Origin of the sequence: Streptomyces sp. A3M-1-3, from assembly GCF_024213665.1 — a bacterium.
Classification (GTDB): domain Bacteria; phylum Actinomycetota; class Actinomycetes; order Streptomycetales; family Streptomycetaceae; genus Streptomyces.
On the sequence record NZ_JANAVP010000006.1, the window covers coordinates 130,707 to 156,066 of the forward strand.

The following is a 25,360-nucleotide window of genomic DNA, read 5'->3' on the forward strand; positions in this document are numbered from 1 at the left end:
CACGATTGACGCTCACCAGCCGACCAGGACCACTTCCAGCGCGCGGGGGCCGTGCACGCCCTCGACCCGGTCCAGCTCGATGTCGCTGGTGGCCGAGGGGCCCGAGATCCAGGTGAGCGGGCGGGTGGGATCGAGGCGTGCGAGTGCCTGCGGCACCGAGCCGACGACCTGCTCCGGCACCCGGATCACGCAGATGTGGTGGTCGGGGACGAGGGTGATACGGCGACGTCCCTGGTCCAGGCTGCCGTCCAGGACGATGGTGCCCGTCTCGGCGACGGCCAGCGCGCACCCCGTGACGACGCTGTCGACGGCGTCCAGCTCCGCCGGAGTGGACTCCGCCCGGTCGGGAACAAGGACCAGGCCGGCGGCGGACAGCCATCGATGCGGGAGTTCGGGTGGTACCAGAACGGTCCGGGAGCCGCGCTCGGCGAGCAGCCGCGCGAGCAGCGGCGGCAGCCCGTCCTCGTCCGTCCGGTGCACGATCGCCCGGTAGTCTGCGAGGTTCTCCGCCAGCAGCTCGACGGTCTCCGCCGTACTGCGGTTTCCGTGTACGGGGAGATAGTCGCGCGGCAGGGGCGTGCCGTGCCGCTCCACGCCGTCCAGTGCCCTGCGCACCCGGCCGAGCACGCGTTCCCTGCTGTTCACGTGGTACGTCCCTCGCTCCGGGTGCGCTGCCACCAGTCGCGGAACGACTCCGCGGGCAGTTCGGGCAGTTCACGGGTGGCGCTCCAGGCCCGGCCCGGGCCCGGCAGCCGCCTGGGGTGGATGCGGCGGGTCCGGTACGCCAGCCGCTCCCCCGCGCGCAGCGCGGCCGGGTGGTCCAGCGCCCAGCGGGCCGCCCGCATCGCCATGCGCTCGGCCGCGTGACCCTTCGCCGGCTTGATGGTGGCCTTCACCCCGTCGCGGGTGACATCGCCGCCCTGGACGACGCGTTCGCGCAGGTGGACCAGGACCTCGGGGATGTCGATGGCGACCGGGCAGACGTCGTAGCAGGCCCCGCACAGCGACGACGCGTACGGCAGGGAGGCGTCGATCTCGCTGCCGGTGCCCCGGAGTTGGGGGCTGAGGATGGCACCGATCGGCCCCGGGTAGACCGAGCCGTAGGCGTGCCCGCCGACCCGTTCGTACACCGGGCAGACGTTCAGACAGGCCGAGCAGCGGATGCAGCGCAGGGCCTGCCGGCCGACCTCGTCGGCCAAGGTGTCGGTGCGGCCGTTGTCGAGGAGGACGAGGTGGAAGACCTGTGGCCCGTCGCCGGGGCTGGTGCCGGTCCACATGCTCGTGTACGGGTTCATCCGCTCGGCCGTCGAGGAACGCGGCAGGGTCTGCAGGAACACCTCCAGATCCCGCCAGCTGGGCACCACCTTTTCAATGCCTACGACCGAGATCAGCGTCTCGGGAAGGGTCAGACACATCCGGCCGTTGCCCTCGGACTCCAGGACGACCATGGTGCCGGTCTCCGCCACCATGAAGTTCGCGCCCGAGACACCGACCTTGGCGCGCAGGAACTTCTCCCGCAGGTGCAGCCGGGCGGCCTCGGCCAGCTCGGCGGGGGTGTCGCCGAGCCCCTCGGGCGCCGGGCGCCCCCAAGCCGCCATCTCCCGGCGGAAGATGTCACGGATCTCGCCGCGGTTGCGGTGGATGGCGGGGACCAGGATGTGCGAGGGCCGGTCGTCGCCGAGCTGCACGATCAGCTCCGCGAGGTCGGTCTCGTACGCGGCGATGCCCTCCGCCTCCAGCGCCTCGTTGAGGCCGATCTCCTGGGTGGCCATCGACTTGACCTTGACCACCTCGCGGTGGCCCGTAGCCCTGACCAGGCCGGCGACGATCCGGTTGGCCTCCGCGGCATCGGCCGCCCAGTGCACGGTGCCGCCGGCCGCGGTGACCGACTCCTCCAACTGGACCAGGTACCGGTCGAGATGGCGCAGCGTGTGGTCCTTGATCTGCCGGCCCGCCTCGCGCAGCTGCGCCCAGTCGGCCAGCTCCGCGACCGCTTTGGCCCGCTTGTCCCGGATCGTATGGGTGGCGTGCCGCAGATTGGCGCGCAGCCTCGTGTCGCGGACGGCGTCGTGGGCGGCCCGGGGGAACGACGGCATGCCGAGGTGGGTAGTGCTCACGGGTGGCGCTCCTCTTCGGTGCTGGCCAGGATCTCCGCGAGGTGCACCGCGCGCAGGGGCGCGCCCTGGCGCCGCAGGGTGCCGCCGATGTGCATCAGGCAGGAGTTGTCTGCCCCGCAGAGCACGTCCGCGCCGGTCGAGACGGCGCTGCGGGCCTTGTCCGCGCCCATGGCCGCCGAGACGTCGGCGTTCTTGACGGCGAATGTGCCGCCGAACCCGCAGCACTCCTCCGCGCCCGGCAGCTCGACGAGTTCCAGGCCCTTGACCGCCTCCAGGAGCTTTCGCGGCCGGTCACCGAGGCGCAGCAGCCGCAGCCCGTGGCAGGACGGGTGATAGGTCACCTTGTGGGGGTAGTACGCGCCGACGTCCGTGACCCCGAGGACGTCCACCAGGAATTCGGTGAGCTCGTACACGCGCGGCGCGAGCGAGCCCGCCACCTCCACGAGTTCTCCGCCCCGGCCCTCGGCGGCGGCCTTCCGGGCGATTCGCGGGTAGTTGTCGCGGACCATCGCCGCGCAGGACGCGGACGGGGTGACGACGTACGGGTACCCCTCGAAGGCCCGGCCCATCCGGCGGACCAGTGGCTCGGTCTCGTGCCGGTAGCCGGTGTTGTACTGCGCCTGGCCGCAGCAGGTCTGCGCGGCGGGGAAGTCGACTTGGACGCCGAGCCGTTCCAGCAGCCTTACGACGGCGATCGCGGTGGTCGGAAAGAGCGCGTCGTTGACGCAGGTGACAAACAGGGCGGCGCGCATGGCCGGAGCCTATGCCGGGGGCCACGGGCCCGGGTAGAGGCCGCCCGGGTAGAGGCCGAGAGAGGGGCATGGGGCAGACTCGACGGCGTGAGAAAGATCTATGTCATCGGCATCGGGGCGGGCGACCCGGACCACCTGACGCTCCAGGCGGTCAAGGCGCTGAACAAGGCGGATGCGTTCTTCATCCTCGACAAGGGTGAGGAGAAGTCCGATCTGACCCGGCTGCGGCACGACATCCTCGACGCCCACATCGAGAACCCGTCGTACCGTCTCGTCGAGGCGCGCGACCCCGAGCGGGACCGCAAGACCTCCGACTACTCCCCCGCCGTCGACGACTGGCGGCGCCGCCGGGCCGAGCTCTACGAGCGGTTCATCACGGACGAACTGGCCGAGGACGAGTGCGGGGCGTTCCTCGTCTGGGGCGATCCGGCCCTGTACGACTCCACGCTCGGCATCCTGGAGGAGATCCTCGACCGGGGCGCGGTGTCCTTCGACCACGAGGTGGTCCCGGGCATCAGCAGTGTCTCCGCGCTGCTCGCCAAGCACCGGACCGGGCTGAACCGGGTGGCGCGCCCGGTGCAGATCACCACCGGCCGGCGGCTCGCCGAGGGCTGGCCGGACGACGTGGACGACGTGGTCGTGATGCTCGACGCCCGGCAGGCCTTCACCCGCCATCTCGACCAGGACCTCTACATCTACTGGGGGGCCTACGTGGGCACCCCCGACGAGATCCTGGTGTCGGGGCGGCTCGCGGAGGTCTGCGACCGGATCGAGGAACTGCGCGCCGAGGCCCGCGCCCGTAAGGGGTGGATCATGGACACCTATCTGCTGCGGCGCGGCTGATCCGGCTGTTCACGAGCTGATCCGGTCGATTCGGTCGAGCGCGTCCGCCGCGTCGGTCACGACGGTGACACCGGCCGGCGGGTCGGGGCGGCGCACCACGACGACGGGCAGGCCGAGTTCACGGGCGGCGGTCAGCTTGGCCGCGGTGGCCTGTCCGCCGCTGTCCTTGGTGACCAGGACGTCGATGTCGTACGTACGGAGCAACTCCCGCTCACCCGCGAGGGTGTACGGGCCCCGGTCGAGCACGACCCGGGTGTGCCGCGGCAGCGGCGGCTCGGGAGGGTCCACCGACCGTACGAGGAAGTGGAGTTGACCGAGGCCCGGGTCCGCGAAGGCAGCCAGGCCGAGCCGTCCGGTGGTGAGGAGGATCCGGGTGCCGAGGGCGGGCAGCAGGGCGGCGGCCTCGGCGAGCGAGCCGGTCCAGTGCCACTGGTCGCCGGGGCCGGCCTCCCAGCCGGGGCGGCGCAGCGCGAGCAGTTCGGTTCCGGTACGGGCCGAAGCCTCGGCGGCGTGAGCGCTCATCGTCTCGGCGAACGGGTGGGTGGCGTCCACCAGGACGGCCACCTCGTGCGCCCGCAGCCAGTCGGCGAGCCCGGCGACGCCGCCGAATCCGCCGACCCGGACCTCCCCCGGCGGCATCCTGGGTTCGGCCACCCGGCCCGCGAGCGAGCTCGTCACGCGCAGGCCGGGGCGGCCGGCCAGCTCCTGCGCCAGTCGGCGGGCCTCGGCGGTGCCGCCGAGGATCAGGATGTGGGCGGTCATGGGCGGCGCCCGTCGAGCAGGGCGGCGAGGCCGGTGGCCAGCTGTTCGTACTCCCGCGGGTGGTTGTAGATCTGCGCGGAGATCCGCAGCCCCCCGCCGCCCGGCCAGGGCCACACCAGCACCCGGGTGCGCAGCCGGTCCGCGATCTCCCGCAGCAGGGCGTGGGCGCTGTCGCGGGTCTCGGCGACCCCGGGCGGCAGGCGCAGCGCGCGCATCGCGACTCCTTCGGAGTGCGGCATGGGGCGCAGCCCGACGCGTTCGGCCAGCACCTGCCCGCCATATGCGGCGAGGGCGCAGTTGTGGGCGCGTACCTGCTGCGCGTCGAGCCGCGCCAGCAGGTCGAGGCCGTCCGGGGCGGCGAGCCAGGGGGTGTAGTCGATCGTGCCGCGCCATTCGAGGGAGCGCGGGAAGCCGTGGTGATCCTCCCAGGAGGGGGCCAGCGGGCGGATGCGCGCCCGCCACCGGGGGGCGACCGCGAGGACGGCGGTCCCGCGCGGCGCGTACGCCCATTTGTGGAGGTTGCCGAACCAGAAGTCGGGGGCGCCCGCGAGCGGTTCCGGGAGCATTCCGGGGGCGTGGGCGCCGTCGACGACCGTGGTGACACCGCGCTCGGCAAGGGCCGCGAGCAGCTGCGGGCCCGCGACGATGCGGGCGGTGGGCGAGGTGATGTGGTCGAGTACGGCGACCTTGGTGCGGCCGGTGACGGCGGCCAGTACGCGTTCCCGTACCGCCGCCTCATCGGGCGCGTCCGGGCGGAGGGACACGGTCCGCAGCCGGGCCCCGCGGCCGGCTGCCTCGCTGACGGTGCCGTAGCCGTGGTCGGTGACCAGGACCTCGTCCTCGGCATCCAGTCGCAGGGAGTTCAGTACGACGTTGATGCCCTCGGTGACATTGGGGATCAGCGCGATTCCCCCCTCCTCGGCCCCCAGATGGGCGGCGATACGCGCCCGCGCGGCGGCCACCCGGTCCGGTACGCGGAGGTAGAAGGCGTCCGGGTCGCGCTCCTGCTCCTCGCGCAGGGCCGCCTGGACGGCCTGGACGGGGACCGGGACGGTGCCGAAGGAGCCGTGGTTGAGGTGGGCGACGGCGGGGTCGAGCCGGAACAGGCCGGGACCACCGGGAAAGGAATGCGGCATGGTGGCCTCAGCGTAGTCATCGGGCGACGGAACACGACGAAGCCGTATCGGATTGCTCCGATACGGCTTCCGAACGGCTTCCGACCTGCTCAAACGCTGGTCGGGACGACAGGATTTGAACCTGCGACCCCTTGACCCCCAGGAGTGCGGGTCACCCGAATTGTCCAGACATAACAGACCGATCTCGGGCGCGAATTGTGCACTGGAACGCTTCTCGTTCGGTACCGCGCACACCGTGTGGTTCCCAACCGGTCCCCAAGATGGAGCTGTCGACCACGTCGCCGGCGGCGAAATAACGCCGGGGATGCTCGTACGGGTCGGAGGAGAGTCGACCTTGATTGAGCCGTCGTCGTCCAGTCCTCGCGCAGCACGACGCCGAAGAGCATCCCTCCGGTCTCCTTGACCTCCGCGACCTCGCTGCACGCGCTTTCGGCCGGGTCCACGCCGGAGTGGAGCCAGAACGAGATCCCGGCGTGTCGGCGGGCGTAAGGCCGCTTCGCGAGGCGCGAGGAGAGTTCGTGCTCCGCCGCCGCCCCCGCACGCGCCGATGATGCCCCAGGCCCGGCCGGGCCGCTATGTCCCGAGACCAAGCAGCACGGCTTCGCGGCGAACCTCGACGGGTCTCCGGTTCGCTCCCATAGCAACGGCGGACCGATCCGCCTCGCCACGGTGTCGAGGACGGCATGCTCTATGGTTTCGGCACCGCAGGCGATGGGGCGGCGAAGCCGGCCGGCAGGGTCCCGTCGCGTTCGTGCGCCTCGGCATCGGCGCGGACTGCGGCCCGGGCGGTATCGCGTTCCATGCCGCCCGACACAACGGCGGCTGCGCCGACGTCTTCGTCGACTTCTTCGTCGAGCCGGTCAACGAGGATCATCGCCACATCGTCCGCCAGACAGCCCTGGGTGTGGCAGATCAATCCCTGGCGCATTTGATCCAGAAACTCCCGCGGGGTGCGGTCGTGCATCGCTTCCATGGCCTCGGGCAGGGCGAAGAAGTCGTTGTCTCGATTGCGGGCTTCGATCACGCCGTCGGTGTGCAGCAGCAGACGGTCGCCGGGTGCCCAGGTACATGCTGGCCGCCCGCACCGGGCCCAGCCGGGCCGGCACCGGCCGCAGCAGGACCTCCTGTGCCGCCGCGGCGATCCGAGCAGTGCGATCGCGAATGGCACACACTCCGCGAGTGTGAAAAAAACCCGGTGATGACCGCCCGCTCCTGGTCGGAGAGATGAGCGGAAGAGCGACCACATGAATACAGCCTGCCTCCTTGAAGCTCGTTACTGCCACTCATGACTCTTGGCCTCGGGCCTTTGCCCGAAGCGGTCGTCGAGCCCCGTCTGCGTGCTGCTGGGCGTCTTCGCATCTCGCGCGTAGAGCCGGGAGCCGACGGGCATCGCTTCCATGAGGGCGTCGGGGGCGCCCGCTCCCGGGCCGTGTCGGCCCGGGACGACAACCCCTGCGAGCCTTGGAGTGTTGAGTACAGATGAGCAGCAGCCCCGCCGATGGCCCGATTCCCCTGCCGGCCGCTCCCGGCAATGGCCCCTCAGTCTCCCGTCAGGAATTCGACTCGCTCTTTGACGCGGTCCGCACGTGGGGCCGCTGGACCCCGGCCGATCGCGGCGCCTGGAATCGGGTCACATCGGGCCATGTGCGGCGGGCGGCCACCCTGATCCGGTCCGGGACGGTGGTGCCCCTGGGCCTGCCCTGGAACACCCGGGCCGGACCGGACAACGGCAAGCCCGCATTGCACTACATGTCCGACCTCGGCGACGTGGAGGCCCCGGAACCCGCCACCCACAAGGACTTCATCGCCATCGACTACCACGGCAAGGCCGTGAGCCATCTCGACGCACTGTCACACATCGCCTACCGAGGGCAACTTTACGAGGGCCGCACGGCACGGGAGGTCGTCGATGCCGGGGGTGCGCGCTTCGGCGCGGTGGAGGCACTCGGCCCCCTCGTCACCAAGGGCGTACTCCTCGACCTGCCCGCCGTCCTCGGGACCAACTGGCTGGAGCCTGGGCAGGCGGTGCATGCGCAGGACATCATCGCCACGGAGAGGGCACTCGATGTGACGATCGACGACGGCAGTGCGGTGTTGCTGCGCTCCGGCCGCTTCCGCCGCCGCCGCGAACTCGGCCCCTGGAACGCTGACGCGGCGAGCGCGGGCTTCCACGTGGACGCCGTGCCGCTGCTGGCCGAGCGTGCCATCGCCCTGCTCGGTGGCGACGGGGACAGCGACGTACGGCCCTCGCCGGTCGAGGGCCTGCACTCCCCAATCCACGCCCTCGCCATCACCGCGATGGGGGTCCCGCTGCTGGACAACCTCGATCTTGAGGCACTCTCCGCCGCTTGCGCCGAGGCGGAGCGTTACGAGTTCATGCTCGTCGTGACGCCGCTGGCCGTGCCCGGCGGGACAGGCTCGCCGGTCAATCCGGTCGCGGTCCTGTGACGACCGGCCCGCCGGCCATCGTGGACGCGAGCGGGGGCTTCCGGCCGCCTGCGCACCCGGTGACCAGCCACGACTCCGCTCCGCCGCTGCATCGCGCACGGGTCAACACGGTCAGATTTGGACAAATGAGGAGGCATATACTCAAAATGCCAGGGGTGATCGCGAACGTCCCGTACGGCAGAGATCCCAGTAAGGGGAAGTGATGCAGATGGGGGTCACGGGAGACCAGGTCGGCCACGCACGCTCCCGTGAGCGATTCCTGCTGGGCGAGTCGGTCGAGGGCAGCGTACGAAGTCCGATCTTGAACTCGTGGCAGCGCAGCCGGTTGCTGGGACTCTCACCGGACCAGACCGAGCTTCCCTACCGGGAGGACTTCGATCCGGACAGCCGGCTCGTCCGTGCGGCCGGACCTGTGCTCGACCAGCTGGAGTCCAGGTTCGCGGGCAGCCAGATGAACGTCTCTCTTGCCGACGGGACCGGAACGGTGCTTCAGCGCCGTTTCGGGGAACCCGCTTTGGCCCGCAGCCTCCCCGCCATCCAGACCGTCCCGGGCTTCGTATTCGCCGAGCGGTTCGCGGGGACCAACGGTATCGGTCTCGCACTCGCCGAAAGGCGGCTCATCCAGGTCTACGGTGCCGAGCACTTCGCCGAACGCTCCCAGTCGAATGCCTGCTCGGCGACCCCCATCCGCGACCAGCTCAGCGGGTGTATCGAGGGCGTCCTGTGCTTCGGGTATCCGCGCAGCTATGCAGACCCGTCGCTGGACGTCCTGATTTGCCAGGCGGCCGAAACCATCGAGCGGCGGCTGATGGAGCAGAGTTCGGCGCGAGAGCGCGGGTTGCTGCGGACGTATCTCGATGCCGGACGACGCGCCCGGACCGGCGAGGCCGCCGGTGACGGGCAGCTGATCGGAATGGACGAACTGGCCGACAGCGGGTTGGACCAGCGCGATCAGACGATCCTCAAGGAGAAGGCCACCGAACTGATCTGCTCGACCCAGCGGGCTGCCGTCGAGGTGTTCCTGTCCCACGGCCGGGTGGTCACCCTCCTGAGCCGTCCGGTCACGAGCCACTCCGGGGTGGAGGGCGTTGTCGTCGAGGCCGTGCTCCCCAGCGACTCGCCGCAGCACCACCTCGGCGTCACGACGCGCGCCGGCCGGCCGCTCGGCCCACTCGCGCAGCGTGCCACCACCTCCGTCGTCCCGCCGCCCGGGCACCTCCCCGGCGCCGCACCCGGGCCGGCCTCCACCATGGTCCGCCCACCTGACGCACCCCGCGCACCTGGCACCGACGAATCCGCCAACGGCATGGTCAGAGGCCTGGTGCTGGTGGGAGAGCCGGAAGTAGGGAAGTACGCCGTCGCGGCACGACGCCGCCTGGAGCTGCTGGCCGAGGCCAGCACCCGCATAGGCACCACCCTGGACGTGAGCCGCACCGCCTGGGAACTCGCCGAGATGGCGGTCCCGCGCCTGGCCGACTATGTCACCATCGACGTGCCCGAGGCCGTACTGCGCGGCGAGGAGTCCGCCGATCCCAGGACCGACCTGCACCGCACGGTGGTCCACGGTATCCGCGAGGACTGCCCCTTCTACCCGGTCGGCCGGCGGGTGGACCTTCGCCCCACCACTCCCCATATGCGGTGCCTGGCCAGCGGGCGGGCAGTACTGGAACCCGACCTGAGGTCTGCCGCCGGCTGGATCGCCCAGAATCCCGAGCACGCCCAGCGGATCCTCGCCCACAACGTGCACTCCCTCGTCTCCGTCCCCCTGTTCGCCCGCGGCGTCCTTCTGGGCATCGCCAGCTTCTACCGCTCGGAGGATCCCGCCCCCTTCGGGGACGACGACCGCTCGCTGGCCCAGGAACTCGCTGCCCGCGCCGCCCTCTGCATCGACAACGCCCGCCGCTACACCCGCGAACACACCCTGGCCCTGGCACTGCAGCGCAGCCTGCTCCCGCGCGGCCTTCCCGAGCAGGACGCCGTCGAGGTCGCCCACCGCTACCTGCCCGCCGAATCCGGAGTGGGCGGCGACTGGTTCGACGTCATCCCCCTCTCCGGAACCCGCGTCGCCCTCCTCGTGGGAGATGTCGTCGGCCATGGCCTGCACGCCGCCGCCACCATGGGCCGACTGCGCATCGCCGCACGCAACTTCGCCGAACTGGAACTCGCCCCCGACGAGCTTCTCACCCACCTGGACAATCTCCTGGTGCGCCTGGACCGGGAGGAGGGCGGCGAGAACGCCGCCGTCGGCAGCACCGGCATCGTCGGCGCCACCTGCCTGTACGCCATCTATGACCCCACCTCGCAACAGTGCACCATGGCCCGCGCCGGCCACCCCCCGCCCGCACTGGTCCACCCCGACAGCACCGTGACGTTCCCCGACCTGCCCGCCGGACCCCCTCTCGGCCTGGGCGGTCTGCCCTTCGAAACGGCCGAGATCCACCTACCCGAAGGCAGCCAGCTGGTCCTCTACACCGACGGACTCATCGAAGACCGCCATCGCGACATCGACGTCGCCCTCGACCAGCTGCGCCGCGTGCTGGCCCACCCGGACCGAACGCCCGAGGACACCTGCGAAGCGGTCATCGACGCCGTGGCACCCGACCACCCCGGTGACGACATCGCACTGCTCGTCGCCCGCACCCACGCCCTGCCCTCCGACCGGATCGCCACCTGGGACCTGCCCGCCGACCCGGCCCTCGTCTCCGACATCCGCGCCGCCGCCACCCGCCAGCTGGCCCACTGGGGGCTGGACGAGTTCGCGTTCGCCGCGGAACTGCTGCTCAGCGAGCTGGTCACCAACGCGGTCCGCTACGGTACCGAGCCCATCCAGGTACGCCTGATCCACGACCGTACCCTGATCTGCGAGGTCTCCGACGGCAGCAGCACCGCCCCGCACCTGCGGCGGGCGGCCACCACGGACGAGGGCGGACGCGGCCTGTTCCTCGTCGCACAGCTCGCCCAGGCCTGGGGCGCCCGCTACACCACCCACGGCAAGGTCATCTGGGCCGAGTGCGCCCTGGATGCGCCGTGACCTCCACCCGACGTACTCACCCATTGGAGCCACTGCGGATAGCGACATGTCGGACATGCGGCGGCAGCTCCGAGTAGCATCCCCAGCATCCCCCATGCAGTCAGGAAGAACTCCTCAGGCCGGCCCCCGGAGAAGTCCGTGCATGACACTCCCGACACCTCGACGAGCCCGCCCTCGCGCTTCGGCGGAGAACCCCTCGTCCGCATACGCGGTCTCGGCAAGCGGTTCGGCGGCACCGTCGCGCTGGACGCGGTCGACCTCGACATCCACAGCGGCAGCGTCCTCGCCCTTCTCGGTCCCAACGGTGCGGGGAAATCCACCCTCATCAAGGTACTCGCCGGGGTCCACCACGCCGACGAGGGCGAGGTGACGGTGGCCGGGCACCCGCTCGGCTCCGACGCCGCCTCCCGGAACATGTCCTTCATCCACCAGGATCTCGGTCTCGTCGAGTGGATGACGGTCGCCGAGAACATCGCCCTGGGCACCGGCTACCCGCGCCGCTGCGGACTGGTCTCCTGGCGGCAGACCCGAGAGCGCTGTGCCGAGGCACTGCGGATCGTCGCCGGACACCTGGACGCCGACGCCCGGCCGGCCGACCTCGCCCCCGCCGAGCGCTCACTGGTCGCCATCGCCCGCGCCCTGGCGAAACGGGCGGAGCTCTTCATCCTCGACGAGCCGACCGCCACCCTCCCCGCCGCGGACTGCGCCCGGCTCTTCGACGTACTGCACGCCCTGCGCGACCGAGGGCACGGCATCCTCTACGTCAGCCACCGGCTCGACGAGGTGTACAAGGTCGCCGACACCTTCGCCGTCCTGCGCGACGGCCACCTCGTCAGCCAAGGTCCGCTCGCCCCTTACAGCACCGCTCGTCTGGTGCGTGACATCGTGGGCCGCGAACTGGCCGGCCACCGGCCCGCCACCGCCTCCGCATCCCCCTCCGTGCCCGCCGACAGCCCGCCCGTCCTGAGCCTCGACGGCGTGACGACCGACTGCACCGGGCCGGTCAGCCTGGACCTGCATGGCGGCGAGATCCTCGGCATGGTGGGCCTGACCGGCGCCGGCCACCGGCACCTGGGCCGCGCCCTCGCCGGCGCGCAGCCGATGCTCGGCGGGCGGGCGCTGCTCGACGGCCGTCCGTACCACCCGCGCACGGTCGCCGCCGCTCTCGACTCCGGCGTCGGTTTCGTGGCCGGCAACCGTCAGGAGGAGGGCTGCGCCGCCGAACTGACCGTACGGGAGAACTTCCTGGCCAACCCCCGGGCAGCCGGCGTGCCGACGTGGCACTGGATCAGTCCCCGGCGCGAACGTGCCGAGGCCACCGCCCTGATCGAGCGGTTCTCGGTGCACCCCCGCAACAGCGAGGTTCCGATCGCCACCCTGTCCGGCGGCAATCAGCAGAAGGTCATGGTCGGCCGGTGGCTCCGGGTGAGCCTGCGCCTGCTGATCCTCGAAGAGCCGACCGCCAGTGTGGACGTCGGCGCCAAGGCCGCGATCCACCGTCTCCTCGACGACGCGCTGGCCGACGGCCTGGCGGTACTGCTCATCTCCACCGATTTCGAGGAGGTCGCCCAGGTGTGCCACCGCGCGCTGGTGTTCGTCCGCGGGACCGTAGCAGCCGAGCTGACGGGTGAAGCCCTGAGCGTCACCGAACTCACCCGCACTGCCTCGGCCATGCCCGCGATCACCGGAACCGCGGCGAGCCGGTGAACCCCTCGTCCTCGCCTCGATCCCTGCTGGGGTACCTGCACGGGCAGTTCATCGGCACCTACGGCCTTCTGACCCTCACCGCCCTGCTCTTCCTGATCTTCTCCGTCACCCTGCCGGACACCTTTCCCACACTGGACAACGTCTCCTCGATCCTCTCCAACCAGTCGATCCCCGCCATCCTCGCGCTCGGCGCGACGATCCCCATCGTGACCGGCAAGTTCGACCTGTCCATCGGCTACGGTCTCGGCCTGGCCCACGTCATGGTGATGCAGCTCATCGTCAACGAGGGCTGGCCCTGGCCGCTCGCATGCCTCGTGGTCGTCCTCGGAGGGGCGGTGGCCGGCGCTCTGAACGGTGTCATCGTCGAGTTCGCCCAGATCGACTCCTTCATCGCCACCCTCGGCACCGGCAGCATGATGTACGCCGTCACCGGCTGGATCACCGAAGGAAGCCGGATCGTCCCCGGCCCGGACGGCCTTCCGGCCGCCTTCACCGGCATCTACGACTCCAGGTTCCTCGGCCTGCCGGTACCCGCCTACTACGTCCTCGCCGTCGTCATCGCCCTCTGGCTGGTGCTGGAGCGGTTGCCACTCGGCCGCTACCTGTATGTCATCGGCTCCAACCCCCGCGCCGCCGGCATCATCGGCATCCCCACCCGCACGTACTCGGTCTACGCCTTCGCCGGATCGGGCCTAGTCGTCGGCTTCGCCGGTGTCCTCCTCGCAGCGCAGCAGCAGACCGGCAACCCGACTGTCGGCCTGGACTATCTGCTGCCCGCCTTCGTCGGCGCCCTGCTTGGCTCCACCGCGATCAGGCCGGGCCGCCCCAACGCCCTGGGCACCGTCGTGGCCGTCGCCGTACTCGCCGTCGGCCTCGCCGGCATCGGCCAGCTCGGCGCCCAGTTCTGGGCCACCCCGCTGTTCAACGGCGGCACTTTGCTCATCGCGGTCGGCCTGGCCGGCTACTCGGGCCGCCGGCGGCTGCGCACCGGCGCCACCGCGACCCGCCAGTCGCTCGCGAAGCAGTCGGCCGCACCGACGAAAGACGGCCCCCCGTAGCACATGTCAGCCCACCTCTAGCGCGCACCTGCGTCAGGAGCACCGTGTACCCGAACCGCAAGACCGCCCTCACAGCCGCAACCCTGCTGGCAGCAGCCGCCACCGTCGTCGCCGGTTGCGAGCGCGGCCCGTCGAACGGCACCGGGCCATCGGCTGCCGGTTGCCCGGCCGCCCTTGAGAAGGCGAAGGCGGCCGTTCAGCGGGCCGAGAACACCAACACCTCCTGGAACGGCCCCACGAGCGGCCCCGCGGCGGTTCCCGACAGGACCATCGTCTACGTCGCGCAGACCATGACCAACCCTGGCGTCGCAGGCGTCGCGAAGGGCGTCAGGGATGCCGCGAAGGTCATCGGCTGGAAGGTCCGGGTGATCGATGGGGAGGGCACCCCGGCCGGCATCCAGGCAGCACTCAGCCAGGCCATCACCCTCAAGCCCTCGGGCATCGTCATCGGCGGCTTCGACCCCCAACTGACCTCGCAACAGGTGGCGCGGGCCCAGGCGGCGCACATCCCGCTCATCGGCTGGCACGCGGTCCGTTCCGCCGGCCCAAGCAAGAGCCCCAGGCTCTTCACCAACATCACCACGAAGGTGGAGGACGTGGCGAAGATCAGTGCGGACTGGGTCATCGCTCGGTCGGGCGGCGGCGCCGGAGTCGTCGTCTTCACCGATGACTCGATCCCGTTCGCCAGAAACAAGTCCGAACTGATCAGGCAGGAGCTCGCCACCTGCTCCGGCGTGAAGCTCCTGGCGTACGAGAACATCCCGATTCCGGACGCGAGCCACCGCACCCCCCAGGAGGTCTCCTCCCTCCTGTCCCGCTTCCGGAACAAGTGGACCTACTCCGTCGCCATCAACGACCTCTACTTCGCCGACGCCGCCCCGGCCCTCCGCGCCGCCGGAAAGCCGGGCGCCGGGCCTCCCTTCAGCATCGGCGCGGGCGACGGCGATCCCTCCGCCTTCCAGCGCATCAACAGCGGGCAGTTCCAGGCCGCCACCGTCCCCGAGCCGCTCTCGCAGCAGGGATGGCAAACCATCGACGAGTTCAACCGCGCCTTCGCCGGCCGACCCGCCAGCGGCTACGTAGCCCCCGTCCACATCGCCACGGCCGACAACAGCAGCGGGGCCACTTCCTGGGACCCGCCGGGGTACCGCGAGGCGTACAAGGGCATCTGGCGCAAGTAACTGATCGTTTGGCCCGCCGTTCGTATCCGTCTCCGAACGCATCGTCATATACCGCTCGCTCGATGTCGAGGAATGGCTGCACAGGCGCCGCGTCGAGCCCCGCCTGGCGGCTTGATGGCGCACATGGAAACCCGTACCCATCGGCGTCCTGCTCTCCACCGACGTTGAATACCGACCCGATGGAGCGACCCCCTACCGAGGCCGTGTCCGATGGGACAGGCGCTTGTGTTGTGCTCGCGCTCGGGGCCGAGTCACCACCCAGCACCAGCTGCACCCTGCACCCGATCCGCCCTGGCCGTCGGCACGGTTACGTTGGCACACTCCACGTGGTCCGCGCCCCACGCACGCTGCTGTTACCGCGGTGGCGCCAGATCCCGCTGACCCGGTTCAAGAAGCCCCCGGACGTGGTCCCCAACCGGTCCCCAAGAATGATCAAGGGGCCGTTTCAGATCACTCTGAAACGGCCCCTGACCGTCGACTTCGAAAAGTCGGGACGACAGGATTTGAACCTGCGACCCCTTGACCCCCAGTCAAGTGCGCTACCAAGCTGCGCCACGTCCCGATGCCCGCTGACCTGGGGTTTCCCCCGGCCGAACACGCACGGAAACAATACCGCACTTCCACGAGTGGTCGCGCACCGCTTTTTCGTCTCGCTGATCGCCGTACGACTGGCGCTTGACCTCAAGCAAACTTGAGGTTGCACGCTGTCCGGCATGACGCAGACGACGTTCCCACGCACCTACCGTTACGAAGATCTGCCCGCGCTGATGGGGCTCATGACCGGCGACGAGAAGCACGGACCGGCCGCCACCTCCACCCTCGACGCCCTCTGGGTGCTGTACGACCGGGTGCTGGGGGTGACGCCGGCGACTGCGCAGTCCGCCCAGCGCGACCGGTTCCTGCTGTCCAAGGGGCACGGCCCGATGGCGTACTACGCGGTGCTCGCCGCCAAGGGGTTCTTCCCGGTGGAGTGGCTGCCGGGCTTCGGTTCGTACGACTCACCACTCGGCCACCACCCGGACCGTGTCCTCGTTCCCGGGGCCGAGATCGGCAGCGGCTCGCTGGGCCACGGGCTGCCGCTCGCCGTGGGCACCGCGCTCGGGCTGCGCGCGCAGGGGCTGACCGACCCCGGCGTGTGGGTCCTGGTCGGTGACGCCGAGCTGGACGAGGGCAGCAACCACGAGGCGCTCGCGTACGCCGGCCCGGCCGGTCTGGAGCGGTTGCACACCCTGGCCATCGACAACGCCTCGGCCACCCATGGCTGGCCCGGCGGTATCGCCGCCCGCTTCGAGGCGGCCGGCTGGTCGGCCGAGACCGTCGACGGCCGCGACCACGCGGCGCTGTACGCCGCATTCACCGCACCGCATCCGGGCCGGCCGCGGGCTGTGGTCGCCCGCGTCGAGCCCAAGACCGCCTGACTCGTCCCCCCGACCGCCTGAGTCGTCCCCCGAAAGACCACTCCGAAAGGTTCTCCCCGCCATGGACACCATGCGTGAGCGTTTCACCTCCACCCTCTCCCGGCTCCTCGACGAGGACCCGCGGCTCGCGGTGGTCCTCGCCGACATTGGCGCCGACGGCTTCCAGCAGGCACGGCAGCAGCACCCGGACCGGGTGATCAACGTCGGGATCCGCGAGCAGCTGCTGATCGGTACGGGCGGCGGGCTCGCCCTCACCGGAATGCGCCCGGTCATGCACACCTTCGCAAGCTTCCTTGTCGAGCGGCCGTTCGAGCAGGTCAAGCTGGACTTCGGCCACCAGGGCGTGGGTGGGATCCTGGTCAGCGCGGGCGGTTCGTACGACTGGCCGGCCGGCGGGTTCACGCACATGGCACCGGGCGATGTGGCGCTGCTCGACACCCTGGACGGCTGGACCGTCCATGTGCCCGGCCATCCCGACGAGGCCGAGACGCTGCTGCGGCACGCGGCGGCCGCCGGGGACGACAAGGTGTACGTCCGGCTGTCGATGCAGTCCAACGCGACACCGAGGCCGGTCGACGGGACCGGGTTGCTGACCGTGCGCGAGGGGCGCGGCGGTGTGGTCGTCGCGGTGGGGCCGATGCTCGACCACGTCCTCGCGGCGGTCGAGGGGCTGGACGTGACCGTGCTGTACGCGACGACCGTGCGGCCCTTCGACGGTGACGCGCTGCGGGCGGCGGCCGGCCGGGGCCGCGCGGACGTCGTGATCGTCGAGCCGTATCTGGCGGGCACGTCGGCCGCGGCCGCGGGCGACGCGCTCATCGACACTCCGCACCGGGTGCTGGGGCTCGGCGTGCAGCGGCAGGAGCTGCGCCGTTACGGTCAGCTGCCCGAGCACCTCGCGGCCCACGGGCTGGACCCCGCCACGCTGCGCGAGCGGATCACGGGCTTCCTGGCCCGGTGACGGATCCGCTCAGCTCGCCGCCGATCTGCCCAACTCCGGGTGCGCGTCGGCCAGTCTGCGCGGGGCGACCTGCAACCAGGCGTCGACGAGGACGGCCCGGAGCTCGCCCTCGTCCTCCAGGGCCGCCAGCCGCACCCGCAGCCAGGCGTAGTTGTCGTCGTGCCCCTCGCGTACGAAGAACTTCTCCGGCTCGGCGCCGATCAGCTCGGCCCGGTCCTCCTTGGGGCACTTGAAGCCCATCGACGCGTCGTCGTCGGCGAGGGCGGCGAAGATCTTGCTCGCGACGCGGAAGGTGGGCATGCCCCAGGAGAGCTTCTCCGACGTGTCGGGAAGCGAGAGCGCGATCGTACGTACATCGTCAGCGGTGGCCATCCAACGTCTCCGTTCCGGCGGGCGGGAACTACGGTCCGGAAACGACCGTAGCCCGCCCCACTGACACTCGCCCGGTCCTGCCTGCCTCCCGGCCTGGTGGGCGTATGGGGGTCTACGGCGTCATCGGCGCGAAGCGGGTGTCCGACCGTGCCGTCCGCCTTCCCGGCGGGCGGCGCGCGCTGCGGGTGCGCGGAGTTGAGACATCGGCGTCCTGGGAAGTGGGGTGCCCAGCGTTGATCACCGGACACACACAGTAGTCGGCAAAGACCGCCCGCCGATGGGCAGTTGACAGACTTCCGCGCCGCACTTCCCGCTCTGGTACGACTCCTCGTACGACAGCCCGAATATGCCAGTGGCTACGCGGACGTGACGGCTTCGGGTTCGCCGGTACCGGCCGGCGAACCACCGGACTCGGCGGCGGGCTCGTCGGCCGACTCCTGGGCGGACTCCGCGGCCGGCTCCGCGGCGGTCGCGGGCCATCCGCCGGCCGGCACCCGCGCGACGGCGCGCCACCAGGGCGCGGCCGGGACACGGGCGGTGTTCGGCTCGAACGGCTCGCCGGGGCGCGGCAGCGCGATCGCGGCACCGGCCTGCGCGGCCGCCTCGACCGTCCCCTCGCCGGGTTCGGCCCACGGGTGCGGCGCGAGAATGAAGGTGCCCCAGTGGATGGGCAGCATCGTGCCCGACGGCCGGCCGCCCTGGAGGTCCAGATGCGCCCGCATGCCTTCCGCCGGAGTCATGTGAATGTCCGGCCAGAACTCGCTGTACGCGCCGATCTGGATCATCGTGGCGTCGAACGGACCGTACTCGGCACCGATGTCCTTGAAACCGGAGAAGTATCCGGTGTCGCCGCTGTGGTAGATCCGGTGCTCGGGTCCGGCGACGACCCACGAGGCCCAGAGGGTGTGCTGCTGGTTGCGCAGGCCGCGTCCGCAGAAGTGCCGGGCGGGGGTCGCGGTCAGGCTCAGCCCGGCGACCTTGACGGTGTCGTTCCAGTCGAGCTCGTGGATACGGTCGGCCGGCACGCCCCAGCACTCGAGATGGGCGCCGACGCCGAGCGGTACGGCGAAGACCGTGCCGGTGCCGGCCAGGCCGCGGATCGTGGGCAGGTCGAGATGGTCGTAGTGATCATGCGAGATGACGACGACGTCGACCGGGCCGAGGGCGGCGAGCGGCACGGGAACGGGGTGCAGGCGCTTCGGTCCGGCGAAGGCGAAGGGGGAGCAGCGGTCGCCCCACACCGGGTCGAACAGCACCCGGCGGCCGTCGATCTCGGCGAGCACGCTCGAATGCCCCATCCAGGTCAGCCGCAAGCCCGAGACAGGCGGTTTGGCGAGGTCGGCGAGGGTGGTCGGGTGGACCGGAATGGCGCCCGCCGGGGCACGTCGGACCCGCTCCTCCTTACGGAAGTAGATCTTCGCGAACTCCGTCATCGAACCGGTCGGCCGCGTCCGGGCGCCGACCGGGTTCTGGAAGACTCCGTCCGCGAAGTTCGGCGAGCGGCGGATCCGCTCCATCCGTACTCCGGCCGGATCCGCGCCGAAGGCAGCGGGCCGCAGGGCACGGAGCCCGGAACGCAGGGATCTGGAGCCGGTCACGGGGCCTCCTGGGACGGTTCGGTCGGGGACGGTTCGGTTCGTCGGTTCGAATGATGTCCGTGTCACAGCATTATGAGCGGCGGCAGTGACAGCGCCGTTCCGTCATGACCGTGACAACGTCTGTACCGCGTCCAGGATTCCTGCTGCCGCGTTGACAGCGGCGTACCGATCTTCTGATACTGAACGGCGATTCAGTTAGAATTCGAGAGTTTCCGCCCGACCGCGCCCGTCCTGCCTGGAGGCACTGTGATCGCATCGAACCCGGCCGCGACGGGCGGGTACGGTGCCGAGGCCGCCATGACCGGCGGCGAAGCCGTGGTCCGGGCCCTGGCCGTACACGGCACACGTACCGCCTTCGGCATCCCCGGCACGCACAACCTGGAGATCTACCGCCACCTGCAGCGGTACGGAATCGCGCACGTCACCACGCGCCACGAGCAGGGCGCCGGGTACGCCGCCGACGCCTTCGCCCGGGTCGCCGGTGCGCCCGGCGTGCCCGGCTTCGCGATCACCACCACCGGCTCAGCGGTCGCCCGCGCCTTCACTCTCTTCCGCACCCAGCGGCCGCGGCCCGTACATATCGAGGTACCGCTCGACCTGCTGGAGACTCCGGAGCGCGACCGCGGACCTGCCTGGCGGCCCGGCGTCCGGCCCTGGTGCTCGGCTGCGGCGCGCGGGCTGCGGCGCGCGGGCTGCGGCGCGCGGGCTGCGGCCGCGGAATGCCGCGAGCCGGCCGAGGAGACGGGCGCCACGGTCGTGACGACGGCCAACGGCGAGGGCATCGTCGCCGAGACGCATCGGCTTTCGTACGCGACGAGATGGCCGCGCGCGGCGAACCCGCCACCGCCGTCGGCCTGTCTCCGGTCGACCTGTCGCCCGTCGATCTGCCCGCTCCGGCCCGTGCGTACGGGGGCCACGGCACGTACGCACGCACCCCCCGAACGGCTCGCCGAGGTTCTCACCCGGGCCCTGGCCATGCCCGGCCCCACCGTGATCACCGTTCCAGAGGAGTCCGCACGATGACCAGCCCGACGACCGTCCCGATGACCGGCCCCCTGATATCACTCACCTGGACGGACCATGTCACCGGCCGCCAGGGGCACTTGGTCGTCGACCGGCTGGTGCGCGGCGTCTCCAGCGGCGGACTGCGCATGCGCGCCGGCTGCACCCTCGACGAGGTGGCGGGGCTGGCCCGCGGGATGACGATGAAAGAGGCGCTGCACTACAACGCGGACGACCGGACGGCCCGGTACATCCCGCTCGGCGGCGCCAAGGGCGGTATCGACTGCGATCCCCAGGACCCCGCGGCGTACGGCGTCCTGGTCCGCTACCTGCGCGCCATGCGCCCGTACATCGAGAACTTCTGGACCACGGGCGAGGACCTCGGCCTCACTCAGGACATGGTCGACAAGGCCGCCACTGAGGCCGGTCTCGTCTCCTCCATCCAGGCCGTCTACCCACTGCTCGACGACGAGCGCGCCGCGCGCCGCCGGCTCGCCGACGCGTTCGCCGTCGAGGTGGACGGCATCGGGCTCGACGAACTGGTGGGAGGCTGCGGGGTCGCCGAATCGGTGCTGGCCGTGCTGGACCGGGCGGGCCTGCCGTACGCCGGGACGCGGGTCTCCGTACAGGGACTCGGCACGATGGGCGGGGCGACCGCGCGCTTCCTCGCCCGGGCCGGGCTGAAGATCGTCGCGGTGGCCGACGTCAAGGGCACGGTCGCCAACCCCGATGGTCTGGACGTGGAGGCGCTGCTCGCCGCCCGCGACGCGTACGGCACGGTCGACCGTACGGCGCTGCGGCCCGGCGACGCCGAACTGCCGGGCGACGCCTGGCTGTCGGCGGACGCGGAGGTGCTGGTGCCGGCCGCCGTCTCGTATGCCGTGGACACCGCGAACCAGCATGAGATCAGGGCGCGTTGGATTGTCGAGGCTGCCAATATGCCGGTGCTGCCGGAGGCCGGGGAGCTGCTCGCCCGGCGCGGGATCACCGTGCTGCCGGATGTCGTCGTCAACTCCGGTACGAACGCCTGGTGGTGGTGGACCCTCTTCGGCGACATCGGCGCGGACGCGGAAGAGGCGCTCGCGTACGTCCGCGCCTCGATGCGTGCCCTGATCGGCCAGATGCTGGCCCGCGCGGAGGCGGACGACACGTCGCCGCGCGCCGCCGCGCACGCGATCGTCGCGGACCGGCTGCCGGTGATGGCGGAGCGCTTCGGCTGGTACCGGTGACCCGACGGCGGCGGCGAGCGGTCACGGGTGTCCCCCGATGGGCGAGTTACCCGTGTGTAGGGTGACGACGTGGCCAGGGTCAGGTTGAGCGTAGAGGAACGGCGCGAGGAGTTGTTGCGTGCCGCCGTTGAACAGATCGAGGTACGCGGGGTCGACGCGGTCCGGATTTCCGATGTCGCCTCGGCCCTGGGTGTCAGTAATGCGCTGGTGCTGTACCACTTCGCGACGAAGGAGAAACTCGTCGCCGCCGCCTTTCACTACGCGGCCCACGGCGACCTGGCCCATCTCCACAGACTGCTGAACCGCCGCACCACGGCGGTGCGCAGGCTGCGGGCCGCGGTGCGCTGGTATGCGCCGACCGGCTCGGCCAAGGGCTGGAAGCTGTGGATCGAGGGATGGGCCGCGGCGCTGCGCGAGCCGGCCCTGCGTGACGTGACCCGCGATCTCGACCTGCAGTGGAAGGCCGCGCTGACCAAGGTGATCGCGGAGGGCACGGCGGCGGGCGAGTTCCCGTGCCCCGACCCGGCGGCGGCCGCCTGGCGGCTGACCGCGCTGCTGGACGGGCTGGCCGTGCAGATGACGTCGTACGAGGGGGCGCTCTCCCGTACCGCCATGCAGGAGTGGGTGGATGACGCGCTCGCGCGCGAGCTGGGCATAGACAGAGCGGTACTCACGGCGACCGCGCGCTGAGGACGGACGTGTCCGAAGGGCCGGAAGGGATTGCGGTGTCACCGAAACATGCGGGCACGACGACGGACACGACGTACGACGTCCTGGCGATCGGCGGCAGCGGGGTGGACACGGTGGTCCGCGTCGACTCCCTGCCCGTGCCGCTCGCGGACTCGGTCGGGGTGTCCCCGATCCGGGAGTGGCCGGGGCACACGGGCGGCAACGTCGCGCTGGGCTGCCGGGCGCTCGGACTGAACGTCAAGCTCCTCGACTTCATCGGCGACGACTGGACCGGCGCGCTGGTCCGTGAGCGTCTCGCCGAGGGCGGGGTGGACTTCGAGCCGCTGATCTCGCCGGCGGGGACGCGGCGCGCGGTGAACCTGGTGGAGACCACCGGGCGACGGATGTCGTTCTACGACGGGCGTGACCCTCTCGATCTGCGGATGCCGCGGGAGTTCTACCTTCCGCACCTGCGCCGGGCCCGCCACGCCCATCTCTCGATCATGCACTTCGCGCGCTTTCTGTACGACGACATCGAGGCTCTGGGGGTCCCGGTCTCCACGGATCTGCACGACTGGGACGGACTGGCGGACCACCACCGCGAGTTCGCACTCCGGTCCGACCTCGTCTTCCTGAGCGCGGCGGGGGCGGGCGAGCGCATCGCCTCGGTGATGCGGGAGATTCTGCGGGAGGGGCGGGCACAAGCGGTGATCGCCACGGCGGGGGCGGGCGGCTCGTACCTGCTGGCCCGGGACGGCGGCAGCACACCACGCCCGGTCCGGGCGACGGTGCCGCCGGCGCGGGTGGTGGACTCCAACGGCGCGGGCGACGCGTACGTCTCCGGCTTCCTGTACGGACGCCTGGCGGGCCGGGACCTGGAGGAGTGCGCGAGGCTGGGCGCGGTGGCGGGCGCGTACGCCTGCACGGCGGAGGGCAGCACGGCCCTGATCGGCCGCGCCGAGCTGCTGGGGGACTGAGGGGGCGGGGGCGCTCCGCCCCCCGGCCGCAGGCCGGGGCGGCTCGGAGGCGCGGCGCCCCGGGTCTCCCGTCCGCCCCGCGCCCCTGGCGACCGTCACCCCCGGCCCCCGCGCCCCGCGCGACCGTCACCCCCCGCCCCGGGTTACGCCGAACCACGCACCCCCGCCCCTGCCACCCCCTACAGCGGCAGCAAGTCCGGTCGCTTCGGTTCGACGTGGTCGCCCGACGACTCGCCGCGCAGGCGCCGTCCGATCCACGGCACCAGATGCTCCCGTGCCCACTGGATGTTGTCCCGGCGCACCTCCGCCGAGCCCCGCCGTGCCTCCGGTGGCCATACCTGGTCCGGGTCCGCCGGTACCTCGAGGCCCAGCACCTGGGCCGCCCGGAGCGCCACCCGCGTGTGACCCTCCGGCGAGAGATGCAGCCGGTCGCCGTCCCAGGCCCGCCTGTCCTGCACCGACTTGAGCGACCACAGGTCGAGCACCGGGCAGTCGTAGCGGTCGGAGATCGACCGCACATGCGCCGTGTACGTGGCGATCTTGCCCCGCAGATGGCGCAGCACCGGCACCCCGCGCGTGTCGAAGCCGGTGGTGATCATCACCGTCCCGACCTCCGAGGTCAGATCCGCGACGGCCGCCTCGAAGCGCTCGGCGACCGCGTCCGGGTCACTGCCCGGCCGGATGATGTCGTTGCCGCCGGCACAGAAGCTCACCAGGTCCGGCGCGAGCGCCTTCGCCCGGGGCACCTGCTCCTCCACGATCTGGTCGAGGAGCCGTCCGCGCACGGCCAGGTTCGCGTACCGGAACGTGTGCTCCGGGCGCTGGTCGGCGAGGAGCACGGCCAGCCGGTCGGCCCATCCGACGAACGAACCGTCAGGTCCTGGATCGCCCACGCCCTCGGTGAAGCTGTCACCGATCGCTGCGTACGACCCGAATGCACCGCTGTTGATTGATCTCGAATCGTCTGCCACGGGAGCACATCCTTCACCGGCGGATGTGACTTACGGGACCGTAAGGAGGGGGTGACGCGGCGTGACACAGACCACCGGCCGGTCCTGCGGCTTCCGGGAATACGCACGGAGGCCGGATCCGCTGGATCCGGCCTCCGGTTGACGCCTCGTCAGGGGCGCGCGTCTCAGATGCTGACGCCGTGCTGGCGCAGGTAGGCCAGCGGGTCGATGTCGGAGCCGTAGCTCGGGGAGGTCCGGATCTCGAAGTGCAGGTGCGGACCGGTCGAGTTGCCGGTGGAGCCGGACAGGCCGATCTGCTGGCCACCGGTGACGCTCTGGCCCGCCGAGACGGAGAGCGAGGAGAGGTGGGCGTACTGCGAGTAGCGGCCGTCGTTGTGCTGGATGACGACCTCGTTGCCGTACGCGCCGCTCCAGCCGGCGGAGACGACCGTGCCCGCACCGATGGCCTTGAGGCTGGTGCCGGAGGACGCGGCGAAGTCGACACCGGTGTGGTAGCCGCTGGACCACATGGATCCGGACATGCGGTACGAGGTGGTGACGGGAGCGTCGACCGGGGCGGTGAAGCCGGAGGCGTTCGCCGTGCCGCTGTCCGAGGCCGCGGGGGCGGCGGGGGCGGACTTCTTGGCCGGAGTGCTCTTCTTCGCCGGGGTGCTCTTCTTGGCCGGGGCGGCCTTGCGCTCGTCCCGGTCGGACCGCTCGGACCGGTCGGCCCGCTCGGACGACGAGTCGGACTTCGCCGCCGCCTTCGCCTTGGCGCCGATGGTGAGCTTGAGGCCCGGGTGGATCAGTGACGGGTCGTCACCGACGACCTCGCGGTTGTCCTGGTAGAGCTTCTTCCAGCCGCCGTTGACGTTCTGCTCGTCAGCGATCTTGGACAGGTAGTCGCCCGCGACCACGGAGTACGTCTTGGTGGCGGCCTTCGTCGCGACGGCCGGAGCGGCGGGGGCTACGACAGGAGCGACGGCCTTCTCGGCGGCGACGGCCGGCGCGGCCTTCTCCACCGCGTTGGCCCCGGTGGCGCCCATGAGCGGCAGTGCGAGCGCGGCGCCGCCCGTGCCGGCGGCCACGAAGCCGCGAGTGATCGGATTGGCCTTGGGCCGACGGTGCTTACCCTTTGCGGGCATGACG

The 25,360-nt window shown here is 71.3% G+C and carries 22 protein-coding genes and 1 tRNA gene; 12 read left to right on the plus strand and 11 right to left on the minus strand.

Annotated elements, in window-relative coordinates:
• Positions 1-12 precede the first annotated feature (12 nt).
• From NLX86_RS09070 to NLX86_RS09080, 3 genes are read right to left on the minus strand one after another with little or no spacing between them, the layout of a single operon-like run.
• Positions 13-645, minus strand: coding sequence for an LUD domain-containing protein (locus NLX86_RS09070; protein ID WP_254371082.1), 633 nt, complete (start codon positions 643-645; stop codon positions 13-15).
• Entirely contained in the window at positions 642-2,117 is a 1,476-nt protein-coding gene (locus NLX86_RS09075) for a lactate utilization protein B (protein WP_254371083.1), read from the minus strand. Before NLX86_RS09075 ends, NLX86_RS09070 begins: the two co-directional genes overlap by 4 nt.
• On the minus strand, positions 2,114-2,869 hold the full coding sequence (locus NLX86_RS09080; RefSeq protein WP_254371084.1) for a (Fe-S)-binding protein: 756 nt from the start codon (positions 2,867-2,869) through the stop codon (positions 2,114-2,116). Before NLX86_RS09080 ends, NLX86_RS09075 begins: the two co-directional genes overlap by 4 nt.
• An 87-nt stretch (positions 2,870-2,956) precedes the next feature.
• On the opposite strand from NLX86_RS09080, the gene cobF reads away from it, so the two are divergent.
• The gene (gene cobF, locus NLX86_RS09085) at positions 2,957-3,712 is read left to right on the plus strand and encodes a precorrin-6A synthase (deacetylating) (protein WP_254371085.1); all 756 of its coding nucleotides are present in this window, start codon (positions 2,957-2,959) and stop codon (positions 3,710-3,712) included.
• A 9-nt stretch (positions 3,713-3,721) separates the two neighbouring features.
• Here cobF and NLX86_RS09090 read toward each other — a convergent pair whose 3' ends face one another.
• The 3 genes from NLX86_RS09090 to NLX86_RS34995 form a co-directional block, all read right to left on the minus strand.
• The gene (locus NLX86_RS09090; RefSeq protein WP_254371086.1) at positions 3,722-4,474 is read right to left on the minus strand and encodes a cobalt-precorrin-6A reductase; all 753 of its coding nucleotides are present in this window, start codon (positions 4,472-4,474) and stop codon (positions 3,722-3,724) included.
• Positions 4,471-5,610: an aminotransferase class V-fold PLP-dependent enzyme gene (locus NLX86_RS09095; RefSeq protein ID WP_254371087.1), complete on the minus strand. Its 1,140-nt coding sequence runs from the start codon at positions 5,608-5,610 to the stop codon at positions 4,471-4,473. The genes NLX86_RS09090 and NLX86_RS09095 overlap by 4 nt, the downstream gene beginning before the upstream one ends.
• A 688-nt stretch (positions 5,611-6,298) precedes the next feature.
• Complete coding sequence (locus tag NLX86_RS34995; RefSeq protein ID WP_254371088.1) at positions 6,299-6,634, minus strand: SpoIIE family protein phosphatase; 336 nt, start codon at positions 6,632-6,634, stop codon at positions 6,299-6,301.
• A gap of 455 nt (positions 6,635-7,089) precedes the next feature.
• Here NLX86_RS34995 and NLX86_RS09105 point away from each other — a divergent pair, with 455 nt between their 5' ends.
• The 5 genes from NLX86_RS09105 (at position 7,090) to NLX86_RS09125 (ending at position 15,035) form a co-directional block, all read left to right on the plus strand.
• Positions 7,090-8,058 carry a cyclase family protein gene (locus tag NLX86_RS09105; protein WP_254371089.1) on the plus strand — a complete coding sequence of 323 codons (969 nt, stop codon included), beginning with the start codon at positions 7,090-7,092 and terminating at the stop codon, positions 8,056-8,058.
• A 208-nt stretch (positions 8,059-8,266) separates the two neighbouring features.
• Complete coding sequence (locus tag NLX86_RS09110) at positions 8,267-11,089, plus strand: SpoIIE family protein phosphatase (protein WP_254371229.1); 2,823 nt, start codon at positions 8,267-8,269, stop codon at positions 11,087-11,089.
• Positions 11,090-11,227: 138 nt separating this feature from the next.
• Positions 11,228-12,796 (plus strand): sugar ABC transporter ATP-binding protein, encoded by a 1,569-nt coding sequence (locus NLX86_RS09115; protein WP_254371230.1) that lies wholly within the window; start codon positions 11,228-11,230, stop codon positions 12,794-12,796.
• On the plus strand, positions 12,793-13,854 hold the full coding sequence (locus NLX86_RS09120) for an ABC transporter permease (protein WP_374213852.1): 1,062 nt from the start codon (positions 12,793-12,795) through the stop codon (positions 13,852-13,854). The genes NLX86_RS09115 and NLX86_RS09120 overlap by 4 nt, the downstream gene beginning before the upstream one ends.
• Before the next feature lie 44 nt (positions 13,855-13,898).
• Positions 13,899-15,035 (plus strand): substrate-binding domain-containing protein, encoded by a 1,137-nt coding sequence (locus tag NLX86_RS09125; RefSeq protein WP_254371091.1) that lies wholly within the window; start codon positions 13,899-13,901, stop codon positions 15,033-15,035.
• 488 nt (positions 15,036-15,523) lie between these two features.
• Here NLX86_RS09125 and NLX86_RS09130 read toward each other — a convergent pair.
• Positions 15,524-15,597: transfer RNA gene (locus tag NLX86_RS09130), tRNA-Pro, on the minus strand.
• Between the two features lie 151 nt (positions 15,598-15,748).
• On the opposite strand from NLX86_RS09130, the gene NLX86_RS09135 reads away from it, so the two are divergent.
• Together NLX86_RS09135 and NLX86_RS09140 are read left to right on the plus strand one after the other, a co-directional pair.
• Complete coding sequence (locus NLX86_RS09135; RefSeq protein WP_254371092.1) at positions 15,749-16,453, plus strand: transketolase; 705 nt, start codon at positions 15,749-15,751, stop codon at positions 16,451-16,453.
• Positions 16,454-16,514: 61 nt separating this feature from the next.
• On the plus strand, positions 16,515-17,414 hold the full coding sequence (locus tag NLX86_RS09140) for a transketolase family protein (RefSeq protein ID WP_254371093.1): 900 nt from the start codon (positions 16,515-16,517) through the stop codon (positions 17,412-17,414).
• 9 nt (positions 17,415-17,423) lie between these two features.
• Here NLX86_RS09140 and NLX86_RS09145 read toward each other — a convergent pair whose 3' ends face one another.
• Positions 17,424-17,786: an MmcQ/YjbR family DNA-binding protein gene (locus NLX86_RS09145; RefSeq protein ID WP_254371094.1), complete on the minus strand. Its 363-nt coding sequence runs from the start codon at positions 17,784-17,786 to the stop codon at positions 17,424-17,426.
• Positions 17,787-18,142: 356 nt separating this feature from the next.
• The gene (locus NLX86_RS09150; RefSeq protein WP_254371095.1) at positions 18,143-19,384 is read right to left on the minus strand and encodes an MBL fold metallo-hydrolase; all 1,242 of its coding nucleotides are present in this window, start codon (positions 19,382-19,384) and stop codon (positions 18,143-18,145) included.
• 246 nt (positions 19,385-19,630) lie between these two features.
• On the opposite strand from NLX86_RS09150, the gene NLX86_RS09155 reads away from it, so the two are divergent.
• The 4 genes from NLX86_RS09155 to NLX86_RS09170 all read left to right on the plus strand — a co-directional run bounded on the left by NLX86_RS09155 (position 19,631) and on the right by NLX86_RS09170 (position 23,261).
• Positions 19,631-20,407: a thiamine pyrophosphate-binding protein gene (locus NLX86_RS09155; RefSeq protein ID WP_254371096.1), complete on the plus strand. Its 777-nt coding sequence runs from the start codon at positions 19,631-19,633 to the stop codon at positions 20,405-20,407.
• A 20-nt stretch (positions 20,408-20,427) separates the two neighbouring features.
• Positions 20,428-21,615, plus strand: coding sequence for a glutamate dehydrogenase (locus NLX86_RS09160; RefSeq protein WP_254371231.1), 1,188 nt, complete (start codon positions 20,428-20,430; stop codon positions 21,613-21,615).
• Positions 21,616-21,684: 69 nt separating this feature from the next.
• Positions 21,685-22,305 (plus strand): TetR/AcrR family transcriptional regulator, encoded by a 621-nt coding sequence (locus NLX86_RS09165; protein WP_254371097.1) that lies wholly within the window; start codon positions 21,685-21,687, stop codon positions 22,303-22,305.
• An 83-nt stretch (positions 22,306-22,388) separates the two neighbouring features.
• Positions 22,389-23,261: a PfkB family carbohydrate kinase gene (locus NLX86_RS09170; protein WP_302061155.1), complete on the plus strand. Its 873-nt coding sequence runs from the start codon at positions 22,389-22,391 to the stop codon at positions 23,259-23,261.
• 179 nt (positions 23,262-23,440) lie between these two features.
• Here the strand turns inward: NLX86_RS09170 and NLX86_RS09175 are convergent, their stop codons facing one another.
• Positions 23,441-24,232: an SGNH/GDSL hydrolase family protein gene (locus NLX86_RS09175; RefSeq protein WP_254371099.1), complete on the minus strand. Its 792-nt coding sequence runs from the start codon at positions 24,230-24,232 to the stop codon at positions 23,441-23,443.
• A 164-nt stretch (positions 24,233-24,396) separates the two neighbouring features.
• Positions 24,397-25,356, minus strand: a complete 960-nt coding sequence (locus NLX86_RS09180) for a M23 family metallopeptidase (RefSeq protein ID WP_254371100.1) — start codon at positions 25,354-25,356, stop codon at positions 24,397-24,399.
• Between the last annotated feature and the right edge of the window lie 4 nt (positions 25,357-25,360).

What these genes read in the sequence shown, in the direction of transcription:
- NLX86_RS09080 (WP_254371084.1), bottom strand. Translation starts at nt 2,869, where the DNA reads ATGCGCGCCGCCCTGTTTGTCACCTGCGTCAACGACGCGCTCTTTCCG.
- NLX86_RS09090 (WP_254371086.1), bottom strand. Translation starts at nt 4,474, where the DNA reads ATGACCGCCCACATCCTGATCCTCGGCGGCACCGCCGAGGCCCGCCGA.
- NLX86_RS09095 (WP_254371087.1), bottom strand. Translation starts at nt 5,610, where the DNA reads ATGCCGCATTCCTTTCCCGGTGGTCCCGGCCTGTTCCGGCTCGACCCC.
- NLX86_RS09105 (WP_254371089.1), top strand. Translation starts at nt 7,090, where the DNA reads ATGAGCAGCAGCCCCGCCGATGGCCCGATTCCCCTGCCGGCCGCTCCC.
- NLX86_RS09110 (WP_254371229.1), top strand. Translation starts at nt 8,267, where the DNA reads ATGGGGGTCACGGGAGACCAGGTCGGCCACGCACGCTCCCGTGAGCGA.
- NLX86_RS09135 (WP_254371092.1), top strand. Translation starts at nt 15,749, where the DNA reads ATGACGCAGACGACGTTCCCACGCACCTACCGTTACGAAGATCTGCCC.
- NLX86_RS09140 (WP_254371093.1), top strand. Translation starts at nt 16,515, where the DNA reads ATGGACACCATGCGTGAGCGTTTCACCTCCACCCTCTCCCGGCTCCTC.
- NLX86_RS09145 (WP_254371094.1), bottom strand. Translation starts at nt 17,786, where the DNA reads ATGGCCACCGCTGACGATGTACGTACGATCGCGCTCTCGCTTCCCGAC.
- NLX86_RS09160 (WP_254371231.1), top strand. Translation starts at nt 20,428, where the DNA reads ATGACCGGCCCCCTGATATCACTCACCTGGACGGACCATGTCACCGGC.
- NLX86_RS09180 (WP_254371100.1), bottom strand. Translation starts at nt 25,356, where the DNA reads ATGCCCGCAAAGGGTAAGCACCGTCGGCCCAAGGCCAATCCGATCACT.